We start from the raw sequence: 16963 nt of genomic DNA, 5'->3' as shown, positions 1-16963 counted from the left end.
ACGGTAGGGACATGCGGTTATTGCTGAACGTCATCTGGCTGGTCTTCGGGGGCTTGTGGATGGCGCTGGGGTACGCGTTCGCCGGGATCCTGCTGACCATCACGATCATCGGCATCCCGTTCGCGATCGCCTCGTTCCGGATGGCGAACTTCGCGCTGTGGCCGTTCGGCCGACGTCTGGTGGACGAGCCCACCTCGGGCGCCATGGCCGGCATCGGCAACATCCTGTGGCTGGTGCTCGCCGGCTGGTGGCTCGCGCTCGGGCACATCCTGACCGGCATCGCGCAGTGCATCACGATCATCGGAATCCCGCTGGGCATCGCCAACTTCAAGCTGATCCCGGTCTCCCTGATGCCGCTGGGCAAGCGGATCGTGGATGCCGACGACGCGTACGCGTTCATGCGCGCAGGGTGATTTTCGGCACACCGGCGTACGAGGGACTGCTCCGAATGCCTCTCTCCTACGTCAGCCCATCACCGATTCCGGGGGGTGCCAGTGATCACCGAACTCGAGCTGGAGCGAGTCGCCGCCGCCATAGAGCGCGCCTTCCGGCACCCCGGGGCCGCCGACTGGGCCGAGGTGGAGCGCTTGCGGCTGCAGGCCGACCTGTTCGACCGGCTGGCGGCCGCCCAGCGCCACTGGTCGAGCTCGTTGGCCCGCCGCGCCGAGCTGGTGCGCGACGCGGCCGAGCGGATGGCCGACGAGCTCAACCACGTCGCCAGCGCCATCGACCTGCCGTCCCAGGCGGCCACGAACCGCACGTCGTGAGTGCGCAGCCCCGCCGCGCACCCACGACCGCGGTCACGACTTGAACGGGTCGAGGACGTTGTCGACCAGGTCGGCCACGGAGCTGACCACCTTCGTCGGCCGGTAGGGGAACAGCTCGGCGGTCGACTCGTTGGAGATCCCGGACAGCACCAGGATCGTCTTCAGCCCGGATTCCAGACCGGACCGCACGTCGGTGTCCATCCGGTCGCCGATCATCAGCGTGTTCTCCGAGTGCACCCCGAGGTGCCGCAGCGCCGAGCGCATCATCAGCGGGTTCGGCTTGCCCACGTAGTACGGCGCGCGCCCGGTGACCCGTTCGATCAGCGCGGCGACCGCGCCGGTGGCCGGCAGCGTGCCCTCGCGGCTCGGCCCCTTCTCGTCCGGGTTCGTGGCGATGAACCGGGCGCCTGCCTCGACGAGCCGGATCGCCTTGGTTATCGCCTCGAAGCTGTAGGTGCGCGTCTCGCCGAGGATCACGTAGTCGGGGTCCCGGTCGGTGAGCACGTAGCCGATGTTGTGCAGCGCCGTGGTCAGCCCCGATTCGCCGACGACGTAGGCCGAGCCGCCCGGGCGCTGGTTCTCCAGGAACTGCGCGGTGGCCAGCGCCGAGGTCCAGATCGCCTCCTCCGGGACGTCCAGCCCGGTGCGCAGCAGCCGGGCCCGCAGGTCGCGCGGGGTGTAGATCGAGTTGTTGGTGAAGACCATGAACGGGACGTGGTTCTCCCGCAGCGCCGCCAGCAGGGCGTCCGCGCCGGGCACCATGTGCTCTTCGTGGACGAGCACGCCGTCCATGTCCATCAGGTAGGTCCAGGGGGATGGCTCAGTCACGCCCCAGATGATCCTCCCGATAGCGGGTGGATTGCTACCTCAGCCGCTTTGATCGCGAACCACACCTCGTCGTCGGGGGCGAGCCGCAGGTCGGCGACGGCCGCCGGGGTGACGTCCGCGACCAGCGAGCAGTCCCGCACCACGCCGCGCACCCGCACGACGTCGCCACGCGGTTCCAGCCCGGCCAGCCGCACTCGGATCGCGTTGCGCGGGCTGCCGCTCGGCTGCTCGCGGTGCACCGCGACGGCGGCGGGTGCGAACACCGCGGCGGCGGGTTCGCCCTGGTCCAGGTCTTCGGCGATGCGACCGCTGAGCACGGTGTCGCCGAACTCGACCCCGTTGTCCTTCGCGATTCCCGGCACCAGGTTGAGCCCGGCGATCCGCGCGGTGAAGGGTTCCTTCGGTCTGGCCAGGACTTCGCGGGTGGGGCCCTGCTCGACGATGCAGCCGTCGAGCAGCACCACGAGCCGGTCGGCGAGCACGACCGCGTCCAGCACGTCGTGGGTGACCAGCACCGTCGGCTTGTCCTGCTGCCCGAGCACTTGGTGCAGCAGGCCTCGCATCGCCGGAGCGGCGTCCACGTCGAGCGCGGCCAGCGGCTCGTCGAGCAGCAGCAGCTGCGGGTTGGCGGCCAGCGCGCGAGCCAGCGCGACGCGCTGCGCCTGACCACCGGAGAGCTGCCCGGGGCGGCGCCCGGCGAGCCCTGCGACGTCCACTTCGGACAGCCAGTGCTCGGCGATCTCCCGCGCCTCGGCCTTGCCGACCCCGGCCGCGCGGGGCCCGAAGGCCACGTTCTCCAGGGCCGTCATGTTCGGGAACAGCAGTGCGTTCTGCGCGAGCAGTCCGACACCCCGCCGGTGCGTCGGGACCGCGATCCCGCGCTCGGTGTCCAGCCACGGGACGCCGTCGAGCTCGACGCGCCCCCGGTCCGGCACCAGCTGCCCGGCCAGCACCGACAGCAAGGTCGACTTGCCCGCTCCGTTCGGGCCGAGCACCGCCAGCACCTCGCCCGGCGCGACCTCGAACTCGGCGCGCAGCGCGAACTCCGCGCGGCGGAACTCGACGTCGGTCCGCAACCCGTTCAAAGCCGTCCTTCCACCGCCTTGGGCCGGGCCACCACGATCACCACGAGGGCCAGCACCACCAGCAACAACGACATCGCCACCGCAGCGTCCACATCGGACTGCGCGGTGGTGTAGATGGCCAGCGGCAAGGTGCGGGTGGTGCCCTGCAAGCTACCGGCGAAGGTGATCGTCGCGCCGAATTCGCCCAAGGCGCGCGCGAACGTCAGCACCAGGCTCGACCCGAGCGCGGGCAGCAGCAGCGGCACGGTCACCCGCCGGAAGGTCAACCACGGCCCGGAGCCCAGCGTCGCGGCGACCTGCTCGTAGCGCCCGCCGGCGGTCCGCAGCGCGCCTTCCAGCCCGACCACGAGGAACGGCATCGCGACGAACGTCTGCGCCAGCACGACGGCCGTCGTCGTGTACGGCAGCCGGATCCCGACGACGTCGAGCACCCCGCCGAGCGGCCCGGTGCGCCCGAGCAGGTAGAGCAGGGCCAGACCGCCGACGACCGGCGGCAGGACCAGCGGCAGCAGCACGAACGCCCGCAGCACGCGCAGTCCGCGCATCCGCGACCTCGCCAGCACCAGCGCCAGCGGGCCACCGAGCACCAGCGCCAAACCGGTCGAGATGAGCCCGGTGACCACCGACAACCGCAACGCGTCGAGTGCCGCCGGGCTCAGCAGCAGCTCCGGCAGCTGAACCGGATCAACCCTGGTCAGGAGCCCGAGAACGGGCAGCGCCACCAGCGCCAACCCCAGCACTGCGGGCACCCACAGCACCACCGGCACCTGGGTCGTGCGCGATTTCAATGGAAATCGGGCACGCGATTTCCAATGAAATTGGACGTCCGATTTCAATGGAATTTGCGGACTCACGGTGCACCGAAACCGTGCTTGGTGAGGATCTCGCGGCCGACCGGGCCGTGGACGAACTCGACGAACTGGGCCGCCGCGTCGGACTGCGGGGCGGCCTTGATGGTGGCGATCGGGTAGTCGTTGACCGCCTGCTCGGCCTGCGGGAAGTCGATCACCTGGACCTGCTGCCCGGCCTCCTTCGCGTCGGTGACGTAGACCAGCCCGGCGTCGGCCTCGCCCGCGATCACCTTCTGCAGCACGGATTTGACGTCGTTCTCCTCGCTCACCGGCTTGACCTGCACGCCCGCCGCCCGCGTCACCTTCTGCGTCGCCGAGCCGCACGGCACCTGCGGCGCGCACACCACCACGGCGTGGTCACCGGCCAGATCCGCCAGCGAGCCGATCTTCCCGGGGTTGCCCGGCGGGACCACGATCGTCAGCTTGTTCGTCGCGAAGGTCCGCGGGTCGCCGACGAGGTCGCGCACCTTGTCCATGTTCTTCTGGTCCGCCGAGGCGAAGACGTCCGCCGGACGCCCCTGCTTGATCTGCTCGGCCAGCGTCGAAGAGCCCTGGTAGTCGAACTGCACCTGCACATCTGGATGTTCAGCGGTGAACCGGGCGCCCAGCTCGTCGAAGGACTCGGTCAGCGACGCCGCGGCCAGCACGGTCAGCGTGCGCTGCTGCTCGGACCCGGTCTGACCGCAGCCGGCCAGCAGCACCAGGGCCAGCAGGGCGCCGGCGATCATCTTGAGCTTCGACATCATCCTTCTCCCGGTGTCTCCACCACGACGTTGGTCGACTTGACCACGGCCACCGCCAGCACTCCCGGGCGCAGGCCGAGCTCGTGCACGGCCTCGGTGCTCATCAGCGACACCACCCTGTGCGGACCGCACTGCATCTCCACTTGGGACATCACCTTGTCCGACACGACCTCGGTGACCAGCCCGACCAACCGGTTGCGGGCCGAGCGGCCGACACCGGAGGGATCGGGCGTGGAGCGCGCTTGCTCGCGGGCGAACTCGGCGAGCGCGGCGCCGTCCACGACGAGCCGTCCGGAGGCGTCCCGCTGCGCCTGCAGCTGTCCCCCGTCGACCCACCGGCGCACCGTGTCGTCGCTGACGCCGAGCAGTCCGGCGGCTTCTGCGATCCGATATTGCGGCACGTGAAGGACACTACTTCCGCATCTGCGGTGCGATCCAGAGTGGAGTACCCGCAAATCCGGAACATCAACAGGTTTCGTGCGTTCCTCCGACCGGAGATCCATCCGCGCACGAGACCCTCGTGGATTGCGCACAAATGCCCTCCGGCGATCGAAATTCACCGGTCCGGCGCGTTAGGGTCGTGGGGTGACCGCGGTGGACCTGGGAATTCCCTTCGTGCGCAGCACGATCGACACGTCCGAACGACCGGATACGCCGAAGCTGGTGGACCGGTTCGGACGGATCGCCACCGATCTGCGCGTGTCCCTCATCGACAAGTGCAACCTCCGCTGCACCTACTGCATGCCGGCCGAGGGCCTGCCCTGGCTCAAGCGCGCGGAGCTGCTCGACACCGACGAGATGAACCGGCTGATCCGCATCGCCGTCGAGGAGCTCGGCGTGACCGCGGTCCGGTTCACCGGCGGCGAACCGCTGCTGCGGCAGGACCTGGTGGACATCATCGCCGCGACCGCCGCGCTGCCCAGCGGCCCGAAGACCTCGCTGACCACCAACGGCATCAACCTCGGCAACTACGCCGAACCCCTGGTGCGCGCCGGGCTGAACCGGGTCAACGTCTCGCTGGACACCCTCGACCGCGCGGTGTTCAAGGAGCTGACCAGGCGCGATCGGCTCGACGACGTGCTGGCCGGGCTGGCCGCGGCCAAGCGGATGCGGCTGGAACCGGTCAAGGTCAACGCGGTGCTGATGCGCGGGATCAACGACCACGAGGCCTGCGACCTGCTGCGCTACTGCATCGAGCACGGCTACCAGCTGCGGTTCATCGAGCAGATGCCGCTGGACGCCCAGCACGGCTGGGACCGCTCGCAGATGATCACCGCCGACGAGATCTTGGACCGGCTCAGCGCCGAGTTCGACCTCAGCCCGGACGTCGCCGAGCGCGGCTCGGCACCCGCGGAGCGCTGGCTGGTCGACGGCGGGCCCGCGACGGTGGGCGTGATCGGCTCGGTCACCCGGCCGTTCTGCTCGGCCTGCGACCGCACGCGGCTGACCGCGGACGGCCAGCTGCGCTCCTGCCTGTTCTCCACCACGGAGACGGACCTGCGGGGGCCGATGCGCGCCGGAGCAGAGGACGCCGAACTGGTCCGGCTGTGGCAGGGCACGATGTGGGCGAAGGCCGCCGGGCACGGCATGGACTCGGGCGAGTTCGCGCAGCCGTCCCGGCCGATGAGCGCAATCGGGGGTTGAGCGGATGACGGCGATGCCGGAGCAGACCGAAGCGGTGGCGGTGCAGGTGCGCTACTTCGCAGGAGCACGCGCTGCCGCTGGAGTCCCGGAGGAGACGGTGCGCCTGTCGGGCCCGACGACCGTCTCGGACGTCATCTCGGCAGTCCTGGACCTGCGCGGCGAAGGCCTGGCGAAGGTGCTCCCGGCCTGCAGCTTCCTGCTCGACGGAGTCGCCGTCCGAGACCGCGGGACCACCGTTCCGGCCTCCGCGACGCTCGACGTCCTCCCCCCGTTCGCCGGCGGCTGAACCAGCGGCTCGCAGCGCACTGTATCTACTGCGCGCGCGTGCGCGCGCACGTGCGAATACAACATGCCCCGGCATGTCGTACATCCTCATCCAGGTGACATTTCGGCATCGGCAGAGCCGTGTCGATCTTGACTTCGCAATCACGTCCTTCGGCAGCCTTAACGGCGCCTGATCCAGTGACGCAGATCGCTACCCTCCGCTTCGACGTGAACCCAGTTCGTGATCGCTTCCGCACACCCGCGCACGCGTGATCGAGCCGGAACGCCACCCCTCCGAGTGGCGCGAACGGGTGCGACGGGGGTTCCCGGACGGGAGCAATGTGGTGACCCACGCCTCACCGACGGTGATCGATCTCGACTAGAAAACGACTTGATAACAACGCTCTGATCAGCAGAAACACCACGGATCGGAGCATCTGCCCCACTTGTTACGTGACCACCGTCACATGGCAGAAGATTTGGGATCTCCCCGTTGGTTACGTAGTGTCGCTCATCGGTCGGCCCCGAACCGATCAGCAAGAGCGGGAAGCCCGCAGCGCCGAACCCTGTCCGGCGGGCTTCCGACCCCCGAAACGAGAAACACCGGACAGGGGCGGGGGACCCAATCCCGGGCTCCCCGAAGCCCTAGGGGTGAAGCCGGTTCCCCCGAGCCGGCCGGGCTGCCTCTCAGCCCGAACCCGACAGCTGACCTCGCAGGCGCGGCAGGAGAGAGGAACATGGCTCGCTACAAGGGCAAGCACCGCAAGCCTTCCAATACCAGCCGCACCGTTGCCCGTGTCGCCGTCGCCGGCGCGGTGGTCGCAACCCCGATCGCGATCGCCCCGATGGCAAACGCAGCCGACTGGGACACCCTCGCGCAGTGCGAGAGCAGCGGTAACTGGAGCATCAACACCGGCAACGGCTTCTACGGCGGCCTGCAGTTCACGCAGTCCACCTGGTCCGCCTTCGGTGGCACCCAGTACGCCAGCAGCGCCCACCTCGCGTCCCGCGAGCAGCAGATCGCGGTGGCCGAGAAGGTCCTGGCCGCGCAGGGCGCCAACGCCTGGCCGGGCTGCACCGCCAAGACCAACTGGGAGAGCGGCAGCACCAAGACGAGCACCAAGGTGCAGACCAAGAAGCAGGTCAGCACCCAGTCGCAGACCCAGACCAAGAAGACCACGACCAAGTCGACGGTCAAGACCAACGGCGCGGACTACACCGTGCAGCTGGGCGACACGCTGGGCAAGATCGGCGAGAAGTTCGGCGTCGACTACAAGCAGATCGCCGAGCGCAACTCGAGCATCATCAGCGACCCGAACCTGATCTTCCCGGGCCAGCAGCTCGACATCAAGTGATCTGGTCGGCCGGCTGAGCCGGTCGGCGAGGAGTACGTGTCGTACCCCCCCGACACGGCACGTACTCCGCCCCTTCTCGGGACCCCCACCGCACGCCCCCAGCGGTGGGGGTCCCGTCATTTCCGGGTGTTCAGTCCGCCCGGCGGCTGAGGTGCTCCCACTTCGCCAGCTCCGCCTCGAGGCCCCGGTTCATCCCGACGACCATGTCGTAGGCCGCGCCGCCGAGGATCAGCCGCTTCGGGGGCTCCGGCATGTCCACCACCTCCACGACGACCTCGGCCGCCAGCTCCGGGTCGAAGTCCTCGGACGCGGACCACATGCCCTGCAGCCACTCGCGCAGCGGGGCGTACGCCTCGTTCTCCTCCGCCGTGGTCAGGCCCCTGGTGAACAGCTCGGTCCGATAGCCGCCCGGGCCGAGGATCGTCACCTTGATCCCGAAGCGCTCCACCTCCATCGCCAGCGCCTCGGTCATCGAGTCGAGTGCTGCCTTGCCCGCCCCGTAGAGCCCTGCCGACGCGAAACCGCCGTACGGGCCCATCGACGAGACGGCGAGGACGTGCCCGGAGCCCTGCCTGCGCAGGTGCGGCACGACTGCCTGGCTCACCCAGAGCGCGCCGAAGAAATTGGTGTCCAGGTGCGCGCGGGCCTGCGCCTCGGTGATCTCCTCGAGCATGCCGAGGATGGAGCCACCGGCGTTGTTGACCACGACGTCGAGCCGTCCGAACGCCGCCACCGCCCGCTCGACGCCGGCGAAGACCGCGGCGCGGTCGGAGACGTCCAGGGAGAACGCGACCAGGCGGCCGCCGCTGGTCGCGACCAGCTCGTCCAGCGGCGCGACGTCCCTGGCGATGCCGACGACCTGATCGCCCGCGGCCAGGGCCGCTTCGGTGAACGCCCGGCCGAGTCCGCGGGCGGCACCGGTGATGAACCAGGTGCGGGGTTCGCCGTTTCGCATGCGTTGCCTCTCTCACTCTTTACGAGACGATACGGTCCGTCTCGTTTCGGCATCAGCATGCGCCGGGTTCGCCACTCGTGTCAAGACGGAACGTCTCGTTTTGGATAGCCTGGGCGCGTGCCCCCGGAGAAGCGCCCCGATTCCACCCGCCGCAGCGAGCGATCGCGGACGGCGATCCTGACCGCAGCGCGCGAACTCGTCAGCGAGGTCGGCTACGCCAAGCTGACGATCGAGGCGATCGCCGCGCGCGCCGGCGTCGGCAAGCAGACGATCTACCGCTGGTGGTCGTCGAAGGGCGCGGTCGTGTTCGACTCGATCCTCGCGCTGAGCGAAGGCGAGGACGGCATCGCGCTGCCCAACACCGGCGATCTCGAAGCCGATCTCAAGACCGTGCTGCGCGCGACGGTGGCCGAGTTCGCCGACGCCGAGTTCGAAGCCCCGATCCGGGCGCTGCACACCGAGATCATCAACGACCCGGAGCTGGCCGCGACCTACCGCGAGAAGATGGAAGCGCCGATGCGCGAGGCGAAGAAGCAGCGCCTGCGCAGCGCGCAAACCGCAGGTCAGCTCGACGCCGACGCCGACCTCGACCTGGTCCTCGACTTCCTGTACGCACCGCTGACGCAGCGGTGGCTGACGCGCTCAGGCCCGCTCGACGACGCCTTCGCCGATGCACTCGTCGAAGCCACCCTCCGCGCCTTCCCCGCGTGAGTGGCGATGGTGGTTCCTACCGCCATCGCCGCTCACGAGAACTCGAGGTCACGGGCAGTTGACCCATTCCTCGGCGCCGTCGTCGAACACCTGCCGCTTCCAGATCGGCAGCCGGCGCTTCACCTCGTCCACCAGCTCCGAACAAGCCGAGAAGGCCTGCTTGCGGTGCTCGGCCGCGACCGCGCAGCCCAGGGCGACGTCGCCGATCTTGAGCAGGCCGATGCGGTGCGAGACCGCGATCGCTCGCACGCCGTCGAAGCGCGCCGCGATGTCCTGCGCCACCTCGACGATCACGTCGTTCGCGCTGGGGTGCCCGGTGTACTCCAGCTCCTGCACGCCGCGACCGCCGTCGTGGTCGCGCACGACTCCGCCGAAGGTCACCACCGCGCCCGCCGCGCGGTGCTCGACCGAGCGGGCCAGGGCGTCGACGTCGATGACGTCCTCGGTCACGTCGGCGCGCAGGACCTCCGCCGCAGCGCGGTTCGGCGCCGCGTGGTCACCGCCGTGCAGCTGGTCGACGGCGTGGTCGAGGACCCCTTCCAGCACGCCGAGGCCGTCCTTGACTCCGCCGCGCGAGCCAGGGAGGTTCACGATCAGCGTCCGGCCGCTGACCCCCGCCAGACCTCGGGACAGCACTGCGGTCGGGACCTGCGGCAAGCCCGCCGAGCGGATCGCCTCGGCCAGCCCGGGGATCGGGTAGTCCAGCACGGACGCGGTGACCTCGGGGGTCCGGTCGCTCGGGTTGATCCCGGTGCCGCCGGTGGTGATCACGACGTCCGCGTCGGCGGCGACCGCGCGGCGCAGCTCCTCCCCCACCGGGTCGCCGTCGGGCACCACGACGGGGTCGGGCGTCTCGAACCCGCGGGTGCGCAGCCACTCGACGATCACCGGTCCCGTGCGGTCCGGGTACACCCCGGCTGCGGCGCGGTTGGACGCGGCGATCACCCGCGCTGTCCTCGTCATGGAGACCTCCTGTGTGTTGCGCGCACCACCGACCGGCCGCCGCAAGGCCATCCTCCGCGACCCACCGACCTCACCTCAAGCAGGGCCGCAGTTTCAATTGAAACTGCGGATCGGCGTGCCTGGGGAGCGCAGTTTCAATTGAAACTGCGGACTGGCCGGGCCCGGAATCAGCGGGTCCAGGTGCCGGTCTTGCCGCCTTCTTTGCGTTCCACCCGGACCTCGTCGAGGACAGCGGCAGGGTCCACGGCCTTGATCATGTCGTGGAGGGTGAGGCCGGCGCCCGCGACGGCGGTGAGGGCCTCCATCTCGACCCCGGTGCGGTCGGTGGTCTTGACCGTGGCGGTGATCCGGACCTCGGACTCGCCCATCTCGAGCTCGACCTTCGCGCCGGAGATGGCGATCGGGTGGCACAGCGGGATCAGGTCCGGGGTGCGCTTGGCGGCCATGATGCCCGCGATGCGGGCGGTGGCGATCGCGTCGCCCTTCGGCAGGTCGTCCCGGCGCAGCAGGGCGATCACCTCGGGCGTCGTCCGCACCACCCCGGTGGCGACGGCCCGGCGGGCGGTGGCCGCCTTCTCGGACACGTCGACCATCCGCGCCGCACCGGTCTCGTCGACGTGCGTGAGCTCATCCTGCGCCATGCCCCGAGCCTAAAGCACCTGAGGACTCCCCTGATCCGCGGAAGCGCGAAGGGCGCCTCCGATCAGCTCGGAGGCGCCCTTCAGCGGTGGGATCAGAAGTCGATGTCCTCGGCCATGCTCCACGGCAGGGAGGAGCCGCCCTCGGGGGACGGTTCGCCGGACTTGGCCGCGAGGGCCGCCTTCTTGACGGCATCGGCGACCGCCGGGGAAACCGCCGAGTCGAAGACGCTCGGGACGATGAACGACGCGTTGAGGCGCTCGCCGTCGACGACGTCGGCGATCGCGTTGGACGCCGCGATCATCATGTCGTCGGTGATCTGGTGCGCGTGCGCGTCGAGCAGACCCCGGAAGACACCCGGGAACGCCAGCACGTTGTTGATCTGGTTCGGGTAGTCGCTGCGGCCCGTCGCCACGATCTTGGCGTGCTTCTGCGCCTCGAGCGGGTCGATCTCCGGGTCCGGGTTGGCCAGCGCGAAGACGATCGAGTCCTCGTTCATCGACGCCACGTCGTCGGCGGTCAGCAGGTTCGGCGCCGAGACGCCGATGAACACGTCCGCGCCGCGCACCGCCTCGGAGAGGCTGCCGGTGCGACCGTCCTTGTTGGTGCCCGCGGCGATGGACTGCAGGTTCGGGTCGCTGTCGCCGCGTCCGGTGTGGACGATGCCGTCGATGTCGACCGCGATGATGTCGGCCGGTTTCTTGTGCTGCAGCAGGCGGATGATCGCCGAACCGGCCGCGCCCACACCGCACACCACGATGCGGCAGTCAGCGATGTCCTTGTCCACCACGCGCAGTGCGTTGCGCAGCGCGCTGAGCACCACGATCGCGGTGCCGTGCTGGTCGTCGTGGAAGACCGGGATGTTCAGCTTCTCCCGCAGCCGGGCCTCGATCTCGAAGCAGCGCGGGGCCGCGATGTCCTCGAGGTTGATGCCGCCGTAGACGGGGGCGATCAGCTCGACGGCGCGGATGATCTCCTCGGTGTCCTGGGTGTCCAGGCACACCGGCCAGGCGTTGACCCCGGCGAACTTCTTGAACAGGGCCGCCTTGCCCTCCATCACCGGCAGCGCGGCCTCCGGCCCGATGTTGCCCAGGCCGAGCACGGCGGAGCCGTCGGTGACCACCGCGACCGCGTTGCGCTTGACGGTCAGGCGGCGGGCGTCCTCGGGGTTGTCCGCGATCGCGGTGCACACCCGGGCCACACCCGGCGTGTAGGCGCGGGACAGGTCGTCGCGGTTGTTCAGCGCGACCCGCGAGTTGACCTCGATCTTGCCGCCGAGGTGGAGCAGGAACGTCCGGTCCGAGATCTTGCGGATGCGGACCCCGGGCAGCCCGTCGAGGACCTCGGCGAGGTCGTTGGCGTGGTCGGCGGACCTCGCGTTGCAGGTGATGTCGACGACGATGCGATCGGCGTGGGACTCGACGACGTCGAACGCCGTGATGACTCCGCCCGCGCGTCCGATCGCGCTGGTCAGATCGCCCGCGGCGGTCGTCGACGGCGGAGCCTCGACGCGCACGGTGATCGAGTAACCCGGACCTGGAACCGGCATGGCACACCCCTGTCGAGCGGTACGGCTATGGACTTGGTGGGGTGCCGTTCTCCGGCGGCCCGCCGACCGCCGGAGTGGATCGCTCATCCGGGATGCAAGCCCATCGGGCGTGCTAAGCGAGCCGAACTTCACCCACTACGAAAAATCCTAAAACTTTCCCCGGTGTGAGCGACGTCCGGTCCCGTTACCGATGGGTTGCCCTTGACAACCGGGTCACTTGTTGATGCGCGTGACCGGGTGGTGGTACGGCACGGTCTCCTGCGAGAGCGGGAAGGTGGTGTCGCCGAACGGGGACAGCGCGCCCTGCTTGTCGGCCCAGAACTCGCTCACCGCGTGCTCGCCGTCGGTGACCTTCGGCCAAGTCGGGTCAATGCGGTCCTTGTTGGTCTTGCCGGCCACGTCGTCCTCCTGTGCATTCCGGCTAACGGTCCAGGTCCAGTTTGCCGGATGCGGAGGTCAACCTCATCCAAGGGTGTGCACGGCCATATTCCAGCGGGCCGTTCCGCGCCGCGGCGCGCTGCTCGACCGGGTCCGCGCTGGTGGTTCGCTGGGTATCGTGGTGGGGATGTCTTCGCTAGCGGATTGGCTGCGGGAACGCAGCGACGAGACCCTCGTGGCGCTGCTGCGCGCTCGTCCCGACCTCGCGACGCCACCGCCCCCGGACACCGCAGTGCTGGCCACGCGCATCGGCGTGCGCTCCTCGACGGCGCGGGCCTGCGAAGACCTGGACTCGTTCACCCTCGCCGCGCTGGAAGCGCTGGTGCTGCTCGACGCCGACCTGGCGCCGGTCCGGCTCGACGACGTCGCCGGGATGCTCGGCAGCGGGATCACCCCGCAGCAGGCCCGGCGGGCCGTGGAGAAGCTGCGCCAGCTGGCGCTGGCCTGGGGCGATGACGACGCGTTGGCCACCTCGCCCGCCGTGCGCGAGGTGCTGCCGAACTTCCCGGCCGGGCTCGGCCGGCGGGCCGAGCAGCTGACCGAGGACGCCGCGAAGGCCGCGCTGGCCGATCTCGACGAGGAGGAGCAGCGGCTGGTCGGCAAGCTCGCCGCCGGGTCACCGATCGGCCGGACCAAGGACGCCGCCAAGGACGTGCCGCTCGCGCAGGCGACGAATCCGGTGCAGCGCCTGCTGGCCAAGGGATTGCTGCTGCGCCGCGACGCCGAGACCGTCGAACTGCCCCGGCAGCTCGCGCTGGCAGTGCGCGGGGACGAGCCGATGGGCGAGGTCGAGCCGGACGAGCCGATCCCGGACCTCACCGAATCCGATCAGTCCACAGTAGACAGCACTGCCGGTGGTGAGGTGCTGGAACTCCTGCGGCACGTGGAAGAACTGCTCGGCGCCTGGGGCGAGGACCCGCCGGACGTGCTGCGCTCCGGAGGCGTCGGGGTGCGCGATCTCCGCCGCACCGCCAAGGCGATCGACGTCGACGAGAACCGGCTCGGCCTGCTGGTGGAGCTCGCCGTCGCGGCCAACCTCGTCGCCAACAGCGAAGCCGCCGAGCCGCAGTGGATCCCGACCTACCAGTCCGACACCTGGCTGGCCTCCCCGCCCGAGCAGCGCTGGGCCGCGCTCGCGCAGGCCTGGCTGGACCTGCCGCGGCTGCCCGGACTGATCGGCGCCCGCGACGAGAAGGACCGACTGCTCGGTCCGCTGTCCGAAGACCTCCGCCGCCCCCTCGCACCGAAGGACCGCCGCCGCGTCCTCGCCTACCTGGACGAACTCCCCGGCGGTTTCGGCGCGCGGCCGGACGACGCCGCTGCCGTGCTGGCCTGGCGGGCTCCGCGCCGCGGCGGGCGGCTGCGCGACGACCTCGTGCGCTGGACCCTCGCCGAGGCCACCGTGCTCGGGATCGTGGCGCTGAACGCGCTGACCACCGCCGGTCGCGTGCTGCTCGCCGACGGAGGCGCCGAAGCGGCCCGCGCGGTGGCCGACGCGCTGCCCGAACCGCTGGACCACGTGCTGGTGCAGGCCGACCTGACGGTCGTCGCGCCGGGACGCCTCGAACCGGACCTTGCGATCGAGATGAAGCTCGTCGCCGACGTCGAATCCGCGGGCAGCGCAACGGTCTACCGGATCAGCGACGCCAGCGTCCGCCGCGCGCTCGACGCCGGGCACACCGCCGACGACCTGCACGCGCTGTTCCGAAACCGCTCCCGCACGCCGATCCCGCAGTCCCTGACCTACCTGATCGACGACGTCGCCCGCCGCCACGGCCGACTCCGCGCCGGCACCGCGTCGGCCTTCCTGCGCTGCGACGACCAGGTGCTGCTGGCCGAGATCATGGCCAAACCGGAGAGCGAAGAGCTCGAACTCCGCCGCATCGCGCCGACCGTCCTGGTCAGCCCGCTGCCGCTGGCCGACGTGGTGGAAACCCTGCGGGCGGCGGGCTTCACGCCGGTGGCCGAAGGCCCCGACGGCAACGTCATCGACCTCCGCGAGAGCGGGCGCCGCGTGCGCGGCAAGACCCGTCCGGCGCAGCCGGCGGGGATCGCGCGACCCAACGCGGAGCAACTGGCGGAGCTGGTCGCGCAGCTGCGCGCGGGCGACCGCGCAGGGGCGGCGCGGCGCGGCAGCGCCGTGAGCCCCGAGCGCGGGCGGCCGAGCGCGGAAGCGACGCTGCAGCTGCTGCGCGACGCGGCGCGGGAGCGCCGGAGCGTGTGGCTGGGCTTCGTGGACACGCGCGGCGTGCGCAGCGAGCGCGTGGTGCGCCCGGTCAGCGTCGGGGGCGGCGTCCTCCAGGGAGTGGACACGACGAGCGAAGAGCTCGGCCACTACCCGCTCCACCGGATCATGACCGTCGCGGTCGTCGAGGACTGACCGACTCAACACTTTGCCGTTGCGCTAAGTGTTCTGTGGCTGAATACTAAGCCTCATGGCTAAGCATGACGCCTTGGACGACGTCTTCGTCGCCCTGGCGGATCCCATCCGGCGGCAGGTGATCCGACGCCTCGGACACCGCCCCACCAGCGTCGGCGAACTGGCCCGCCCGTTCCCGATCACGCTGCCCTCGTTCATGAAGCACGTCCGCACCCTGGAGGCGAGCGGGCTGATCCGGACCAGCAAGTCCGGCCGCGTCCGCACCTGCACGCTCAACCGCGAACGCCTCGCCCTCGTCGACGACTGGCTCGCCGAGCAGCGGCGCAGCTGGGAAGCCGCCACCGACCGCCTCGAAAACCTCGTCACCGACCCGGAGGAGACCCCATGACCGCGGCGACCGACCCCCGCCTGGACCTGACCCTGCACCGGGTGATCCGCGCATCGCCGCAGTCGATCTGGCGCGCCTGGACCGACCCCTCGCTGCTGGAGCGCTGGTGGGTCCCCGCTCCGACGCTGGCCCGGGTCGACCAGCTCGACGTCCGGCCCGGCGGCGCGTTCGTGACCAGCATGAGCGAGGACGGCCGCGAATACGTCCCGCACACCGACGGGGTGTTCCTCATCGCCGAACCGGACCGCCGGCTGGTGTTCACCAACGCCATCAGCAGCGCGTGGCGGCCCGCCCGACCCGAACCGGTGGCGATGACCGCGGAGGTCGTCCTCGGCGAGCACCCCGACGGCACCGACTACCGGGTGACCGTGCGCCACCGCGACCCCGCCACCCGCGACCTGCACGAGGAGCTGGGCTTCTTCGACGGCTGGGGTTCGGTCGCCGACGCCCTGACCACTCTGGTCGAGAGCGGAGGAGCAGCGTGAAGATCGCCATCACCCAGTTCGTCACCCTCGACGGCGTGAGCCAAGGCCCCGGCTCCGCCGACGAGGACACCACCGGCGACTTCGAGCGCGGCGGCTGGTTCGTGCCGCACCTGGACGAGGTGTTCGTCCAACGCGCATCGGACTGGCTCGACCTCGCGGACGGGCTGCTCCTCGGGCGACGCACCTACGAGGCGTTCGCGCGCGACTGGCCGCAGATCACCGACCCCGACGACCCCTTCACCGGGCGGATGAACGCCCTCCCCAAGTACGTCGTCAGCAACACGCTGACCGAAGGCACCTGGAACCCGACCACCGTGCTGCGCGGCGACATCGGCGAGACCGTCGGCGCCTTGCGGGCCGCGCCGGGACGGGAGCTGCAGGTCCACGGCAGCGCCCGGCTCGCCTCATCGCTGCTCGCAGCGGGCCTGGTGGACACCCTCCGGCTCGTCATCACCCCGAGCATCATCGGCCAGGGCCGACGCCTGCTCGCGGACGACGCCGACGTCGGACTCCGCCTCACCGACCACCAGATCACCCCGCGCGGACTCGTGGTGCTCGAGTACGAGGTCACCGGCCCGGCACCCCTGGCCACCTACGAGGGCACTGCACACCTCTGACGACCAGCACGAACTACAGCCCCCGGGGACTTCCGACGTCCTGCTTCCGACGTCCGGCACGCAAATTCAATGGAAATCGAAGGTCCGATTTCCATTGAATTTGCGGAAGTTCTCCACAGGTGACCCGAGTTGTCCACAGGTCCCGACACGCCGGGGTCCCGACACGCCCGGGTGTGCAGTTTCAATTGAAACTGCGGAACCCACCCACGGCGGATCACAGTTTCAATTGAAACTGCGGCACCAGACGTCCACCAGGTGGGACTCGCGCCCCCGAGCACGTCCAGGGGATCAGACTCGTGAG

The 16963-nt window shown here is 70.2% G+C and carries 20 protein-coding genes and 1 riboswitch; of the genes, 10 read left to right on the top strand and 10 right to left on the bottom strand.

All coding sequences use genetic code 11. The annotated features are described in order from the left end of the window. The first annotated feature begins 11 nt into the window (after positions 1 to 11). Both OU415_RS22055 and OU415_RS22050 read left to right on the top strand, forming a co-directional pair. Positions 12 to 413: a YccF domain-containing protein gene (locus OU415_RS22055; RefSeq protein WP_270950875.1), complete on the top strand. Its 402-nt coding sequence runs from the start codon at positions 12 to 14 to the stop codon at positions 411 to 413. Between the two features lie 81 nt (positions 414 to 494). Next, the gene (locus OU415_RS22050; RefSeq protein ID WP_270950874.1) at positions 495 to 767 is read left to right on the top strand and encodes a hypothetical protein; all 273 of its coding nucleotides are present in this window, start codon (positions 495 to 497) and stop codon (positions 765 to 767) included. A 33-nt stretch (positions 768 to 800) separates the two neighbouring features. On the opposite strand, the gene OU415_RS22045 is transcribed toward OU415_RS22050, so the two are convergent. The 5 genes from OU415_RS22045 to OU415_RS22025 all read right to left on the bottom strand — a co-directional run bounded on the left by OU415_RS22045 (position 801) and on the right by OU415_RS22025 (position 4675). Beyond that, complete coding sequence (locus tag OU415_RS22045; protein WP_270950910.1) at positions 801 to 1565, bottom strand: HAD-IIA family hydrolase; 765 nt, start codon at positions 1563 to 1565, stop codon at positions 801 to 803. A gap of 26 nt (positions 1566 to 1591) precedes the next feature. Then, positions 1592 to 2680 carry a sulfate/molybdate ABC transporter ATP-binding protein gene (locus tag OU415_RS22040; RefSeq protein ID WP_270950873.1) on the bottom strand — a complete coding sequence of 363 codons (1089 nt, stop codon included), beginning with the start codon at positions 2678 to 2680 and terminating at the stop codon, positions 1592 to 1594. Next, the gene (locus OU415_RS22035) at positions 2677 to 3447 is read right to left on the bottom strand and encodes an ABC transporter permease (protein ID WP_270950907.1); all 771 of its coding nucleotides are present in this window, start codon (positions 3445 to 3447) and stop codon (positions 2677 to 2679) included. Before OU415_RS22035 ends, OU415_RS22040 begins: the two co-directional genes overlap by 4 nt. A gap of 83 nt (positions 3448 to 3530) precedes the next feature. Further along, positions 3531 to 4277 carry a molybdate ABC transporter substrate-binding protein gene (modA, locus tag OU415_RS22030; RefSeq protein WP_270950871.1) on the bottom strand — a complete coding sequence of 249 codons (747 nt, stop codon included), beginning with the start codon at positions 4275 to 4277 and terminating at the stop codon, positions 3531 to 3533. Continuing rightward, entirely contained in the window at positions 4274 to 4675 is a 402-nt protein-coding gene (locus tag OU415_RS22025) for a TOBE domain-containing protein (RefSeq protein ID WP_270950869.1), read from the bottom strand. Before OU415_RS22025 ends, modA begins: the two co-directional genes overlap by 4 nt. Before the next feature lie 184 nt (positions 4676 to 4859). Between OU415_RS22025 and moaA the strand changes: the two genes are divergently transcribed. The 3 genes from moaA (at position 4860) to OU415_RS22010 (ending at position 7537) form a co-directional block, all read left to right on the top strand. Next, positions 4860 to 5918: a GTP 3',8-cyclase MoaA gene (gene moaA, locus OU415_RS22020; RefSeq protein WP_270950867.1), complete on the top strand. Its 1059-nt coding sequence runs from the start codon at positions 4860 to 4862 to the stop codon at positions 5916 to 5918. 4 nt (positions 5919 to 5922) lie between these two features. Beyond that, positions 5923 to 6204 carry a MoaD/ThiS family protein gene (locus OU415_RS22015; RefSeq protein WP_270950866.1) on the top strand — a complete coding sequence of 94 codons (282 nt, stop codon included), beginning with the start codon at positions 5923 to 5925 and terminating at the stop codon, positions 6202 to 6204. Positions 6205 to 6773: 569 nt separating this feature from the next. After that, positions 6774 to 6918, top strand: a riboswitch (cyclic di-AMP (ydaO/yuaA leader). 1 nt (position 6919) lies between these two features. After that, positions 6920 to 7537: a transglycosylase family protein gene (locus tag OU415_RS22010; RefSeq protein ID WP_270950865.1), complete on the top strand. Its 618-nt coding sequence runs from the start codon at positions 6920 to 6922 to the stop codon at positions 7535 to 7537. Between the two features lie 130 nt (positions 7538 to 7667). Here OU415_RS22010 and OU415_RS22005 read toward each other — a convergent pair whose 3' ends face one another. Beyond that, on the bottom strand, positions 7668 to 8492 hold the full coding sequence (locus OU415_RS22005) for an SDR family NAD(P)-dependent oxidoreductase (RefSeq protein ID WP_270950864.1): 825 nt from the start codon (positions 8490 to 8492) through the stop codon (positions 7668 to 7670). A gap of 117 nt (positions 8493 to 8609) precedes the next feature. Here OU415_RS22005 and OU415_RS22000 point away from each other — a divergent pair, with 117 nt between their 5' ends. Continuing rightward, entirely contained in the window at positions 8610 to 9203 is a 594-nt protein-coding gene (locus tag OU415_RS22000; protein WP_270950863.1) for a TetR/AcrR family transcriptional regulator, read from the top strand. A gap of 48 nt (positions 9204 to 9251) precedes the next feature. Here the strand turns inward: OU415_RS22000 and OU415_RS21995 are convergent, their stop codons facing one another. The 4 genes from OU415_RS21995 to OU415_RS21980 form a co-directional block, all read right to left on the bottom strand. Continuing rightward, positions 9252 to 10166 (bottom strand): molybdenum cofactor biosynthesis protein MoaE, encoded by a 915-nt coding sequence (locus OU415_RS21995; protein WP_270950862.1) that lies wholly within the window; start codon positions 10164 to 10166, stop codon positions 9252 to 9254. A gap of 167 nt (positions 10167 to 10333) precedes the next feature. Continuing rightward, complete coding sequence (gene moaC, locus OU415_RS21990; RefSeq protein ID WP_270950860.1) at positions 10334 to 10807, bottom strand: cyclic pyranopterin monophosphate synthase MoaC; 474 nt, start codon at positions 10805 to 10807, stop codon at positions 10334 to 10336. Positions 10808 to 10899: 92 nt separating this feature from the next. Beyond that, positions 10900 to 12354 carry an NAD-dependent malic enzyme gene (locus OU415_RS21985; protein WP_270950858.1) on the bottom strand — a complete coding sequence of 485 codons (1455 nt, stop codon included), beginning with the start codon at positions 12352 to 12354 and terminating at the stop codon, positions 10900 to 10902. A gap of 213 nt (positions 12355 to 12567) precedes the next feature. Beyond that, a complete protein-coding gene (locus OU415_RS21980; RefSeq protein ID WP_270950856.1) occupies positions 12568 to 12753 on the bottom strand; it encodes a hypothetical protein in 186 nt (61 codons plus the stop codon). A 166-nt stretch (positions 12754 to 12919) separates the two neighbouring features. Between OU415_RS21980 and OU415_RS21975 the strand changes: the two genes are divergently transcribed. From OU415_RS21975 to OU415_RS21960, 4 genes are read left to right on the top strand one after another with little or no spacing between them, the layout of a single operon-like run. Further along, on the top strand, positions 12920 to 15172 hold the full coding sequence (locus OU415_RS21975; RefSeq protein ID WP_270950854.1) for a helicase-associated domain-containing protein: 2253 nt from the start codon (positions 12920 to 12922) through the stop codon (positions 15170 to 15172). A gap of 55 nt (positions 15173 to 15227) precedes the next feature. Next, the gene (locus OU415_RS21970) at positions 15228 to 15560 is read left to right on the top strand and encodes an ArsR/SmtB family transcription factor (protein WP_270950852.1); all 333 of its coding nucleotides are present in this window, start codon (positions 15228 to 15230) and stop codon (positions 15558 to 15560) included. Beyond that, positions 15557 to 16045: an SRPBCC domain-containing protein gene (locus OU415_RS21965; protein WP_270950851.1), complete on the top strand. Its 489-nt coding sequence runs from the start codon at positions 15557 to 15559 to the stop codon at positions 16043 to 16045. Before OU415_RS21970 ends, OU415_RS21965 begins: the two co-directional genes overlap by 4 nt. Further along, complete coding sequence (locus tag OU415_RS21960; protein ID WP_270950850.1) at positions 16042 to 16662, top strand: dihydrofolate reductase family protein; 621 nt, start codon at positions 16042 to 16044, stop codon at positions 16660 to 16662. Before OU415_RS21965 ends, OU415_RS21960 begins: the two co-directional genes overlap by 4 nt. The last annotated feature ends 301 nt before the right edge of the window (positions 16663 to 16963 follow it).

The sequence above is a fragment of the Saccharopolyspora oryzae genome, from assembly GCF_027853915.1.
GTDB classification, from domain to species: Bacteria; Actinomycetota; Actinomycetes; order Mycobacteriales; family Pseudonocardiaceae; genus Saccharopolyspora; species Saccharopolyspora oryzae.
Note: the sequence above shows the minus strand (reverse complement) of the source record. Positions and strands in the feature narration are given on the sequence as shown.

What these genes read in the sequence shown, in the direction of transcription:
- modA (WP_270950871.1), bottom strand. Translation starts at nt 4,277, where the DNA reads ATGATGTCGAAGCTCAAGATGATCGCCGGCGCCCTGCTGGCCCTGGTG.
- OU415_RS22010 (WP_270950865.1), top strand. Translation starts at nt 6,920, where the DNA reads ATGGCTCGCTACAAGGGCAAGCACCGCAAGCCTTCCAATACCAGCCGC.
- moaC (WP_270950860.1), bottom strand. Translation starts at nt 10,807, where the DNA reads ATGGCGCAGGATGAGCTCACGCACGTCGACGAGACCGGTGCGGCGCGG.
- OU415_RS22055 (WP_270950875.1), top strand. Translation starts at nt 12, where the DNA reads ATGCGGTTATTGCTGAACGTCATCTGGCTGGTCTTCGGGGGCTTGTGG.
- OU415_RS21995 (WP_270950862.1), bottom strand. Translation starts at nt 10,166, where the DNA reads ATGACGAGGACAGCGCGGGTGATCGCCGCGTCCAACCGCGCCGCAGCC.
- OU415_RS21985 (WP_270950858.1), bottom strand. Translation starts at nt 12,354, where the DNA reads ATGCCGGTTCCAGGTCCGGGTTACTCGATCACCGTGCGCGTCGAGGCT.
- OU415_RS21970 (WP_270950852.1), top strand. Translation starts at nt 15,228, where the DNA reads ATGGCTAAGCATGACGCCTTGGACGACGTCTTCGTCGCCCTGGCGGAT.
- OU415_RS22015 (WP_270950866.1), top strand. Translation starts at nt 5,923, where the DNA reads ATGACGGCGATGCCGGAGCAGACCGAAGCGGTGGCGGTGCAGGTGCGC.
- OU415_RS21975 (WP_270950854.1), top strand. Translation starts at nt 12,920, where the DNA reads ATGTCTTCGCTAGCGGATTGGCTGCGGGAACGCAGCGACGAGACCCTC.
- OU415_RS22005 (WP_270950864.1), bottom strand. Translation starts at nt 8,492, where the DNA reads ATGCGAAACGGCGAACCCCGCACCTGGTTCATCACCGGTGCCGCCCGC.
- OU415_RS22045 (WP_270950910.1), bottom strand. Translation starts at nt 1,565, where the DNA reads ATGGACATGGACGGCGTGCTCGTCCACGAAGAGCACATGGTGCCCGGC.
- OU415_RS21965 (WP_270950851.1), top strand. Translation starts at nt 15,557, where the DNA reads ATGACCGCGGCGACCGACCCCCGCCTGGACCTGACCCTGCACCGGGTG.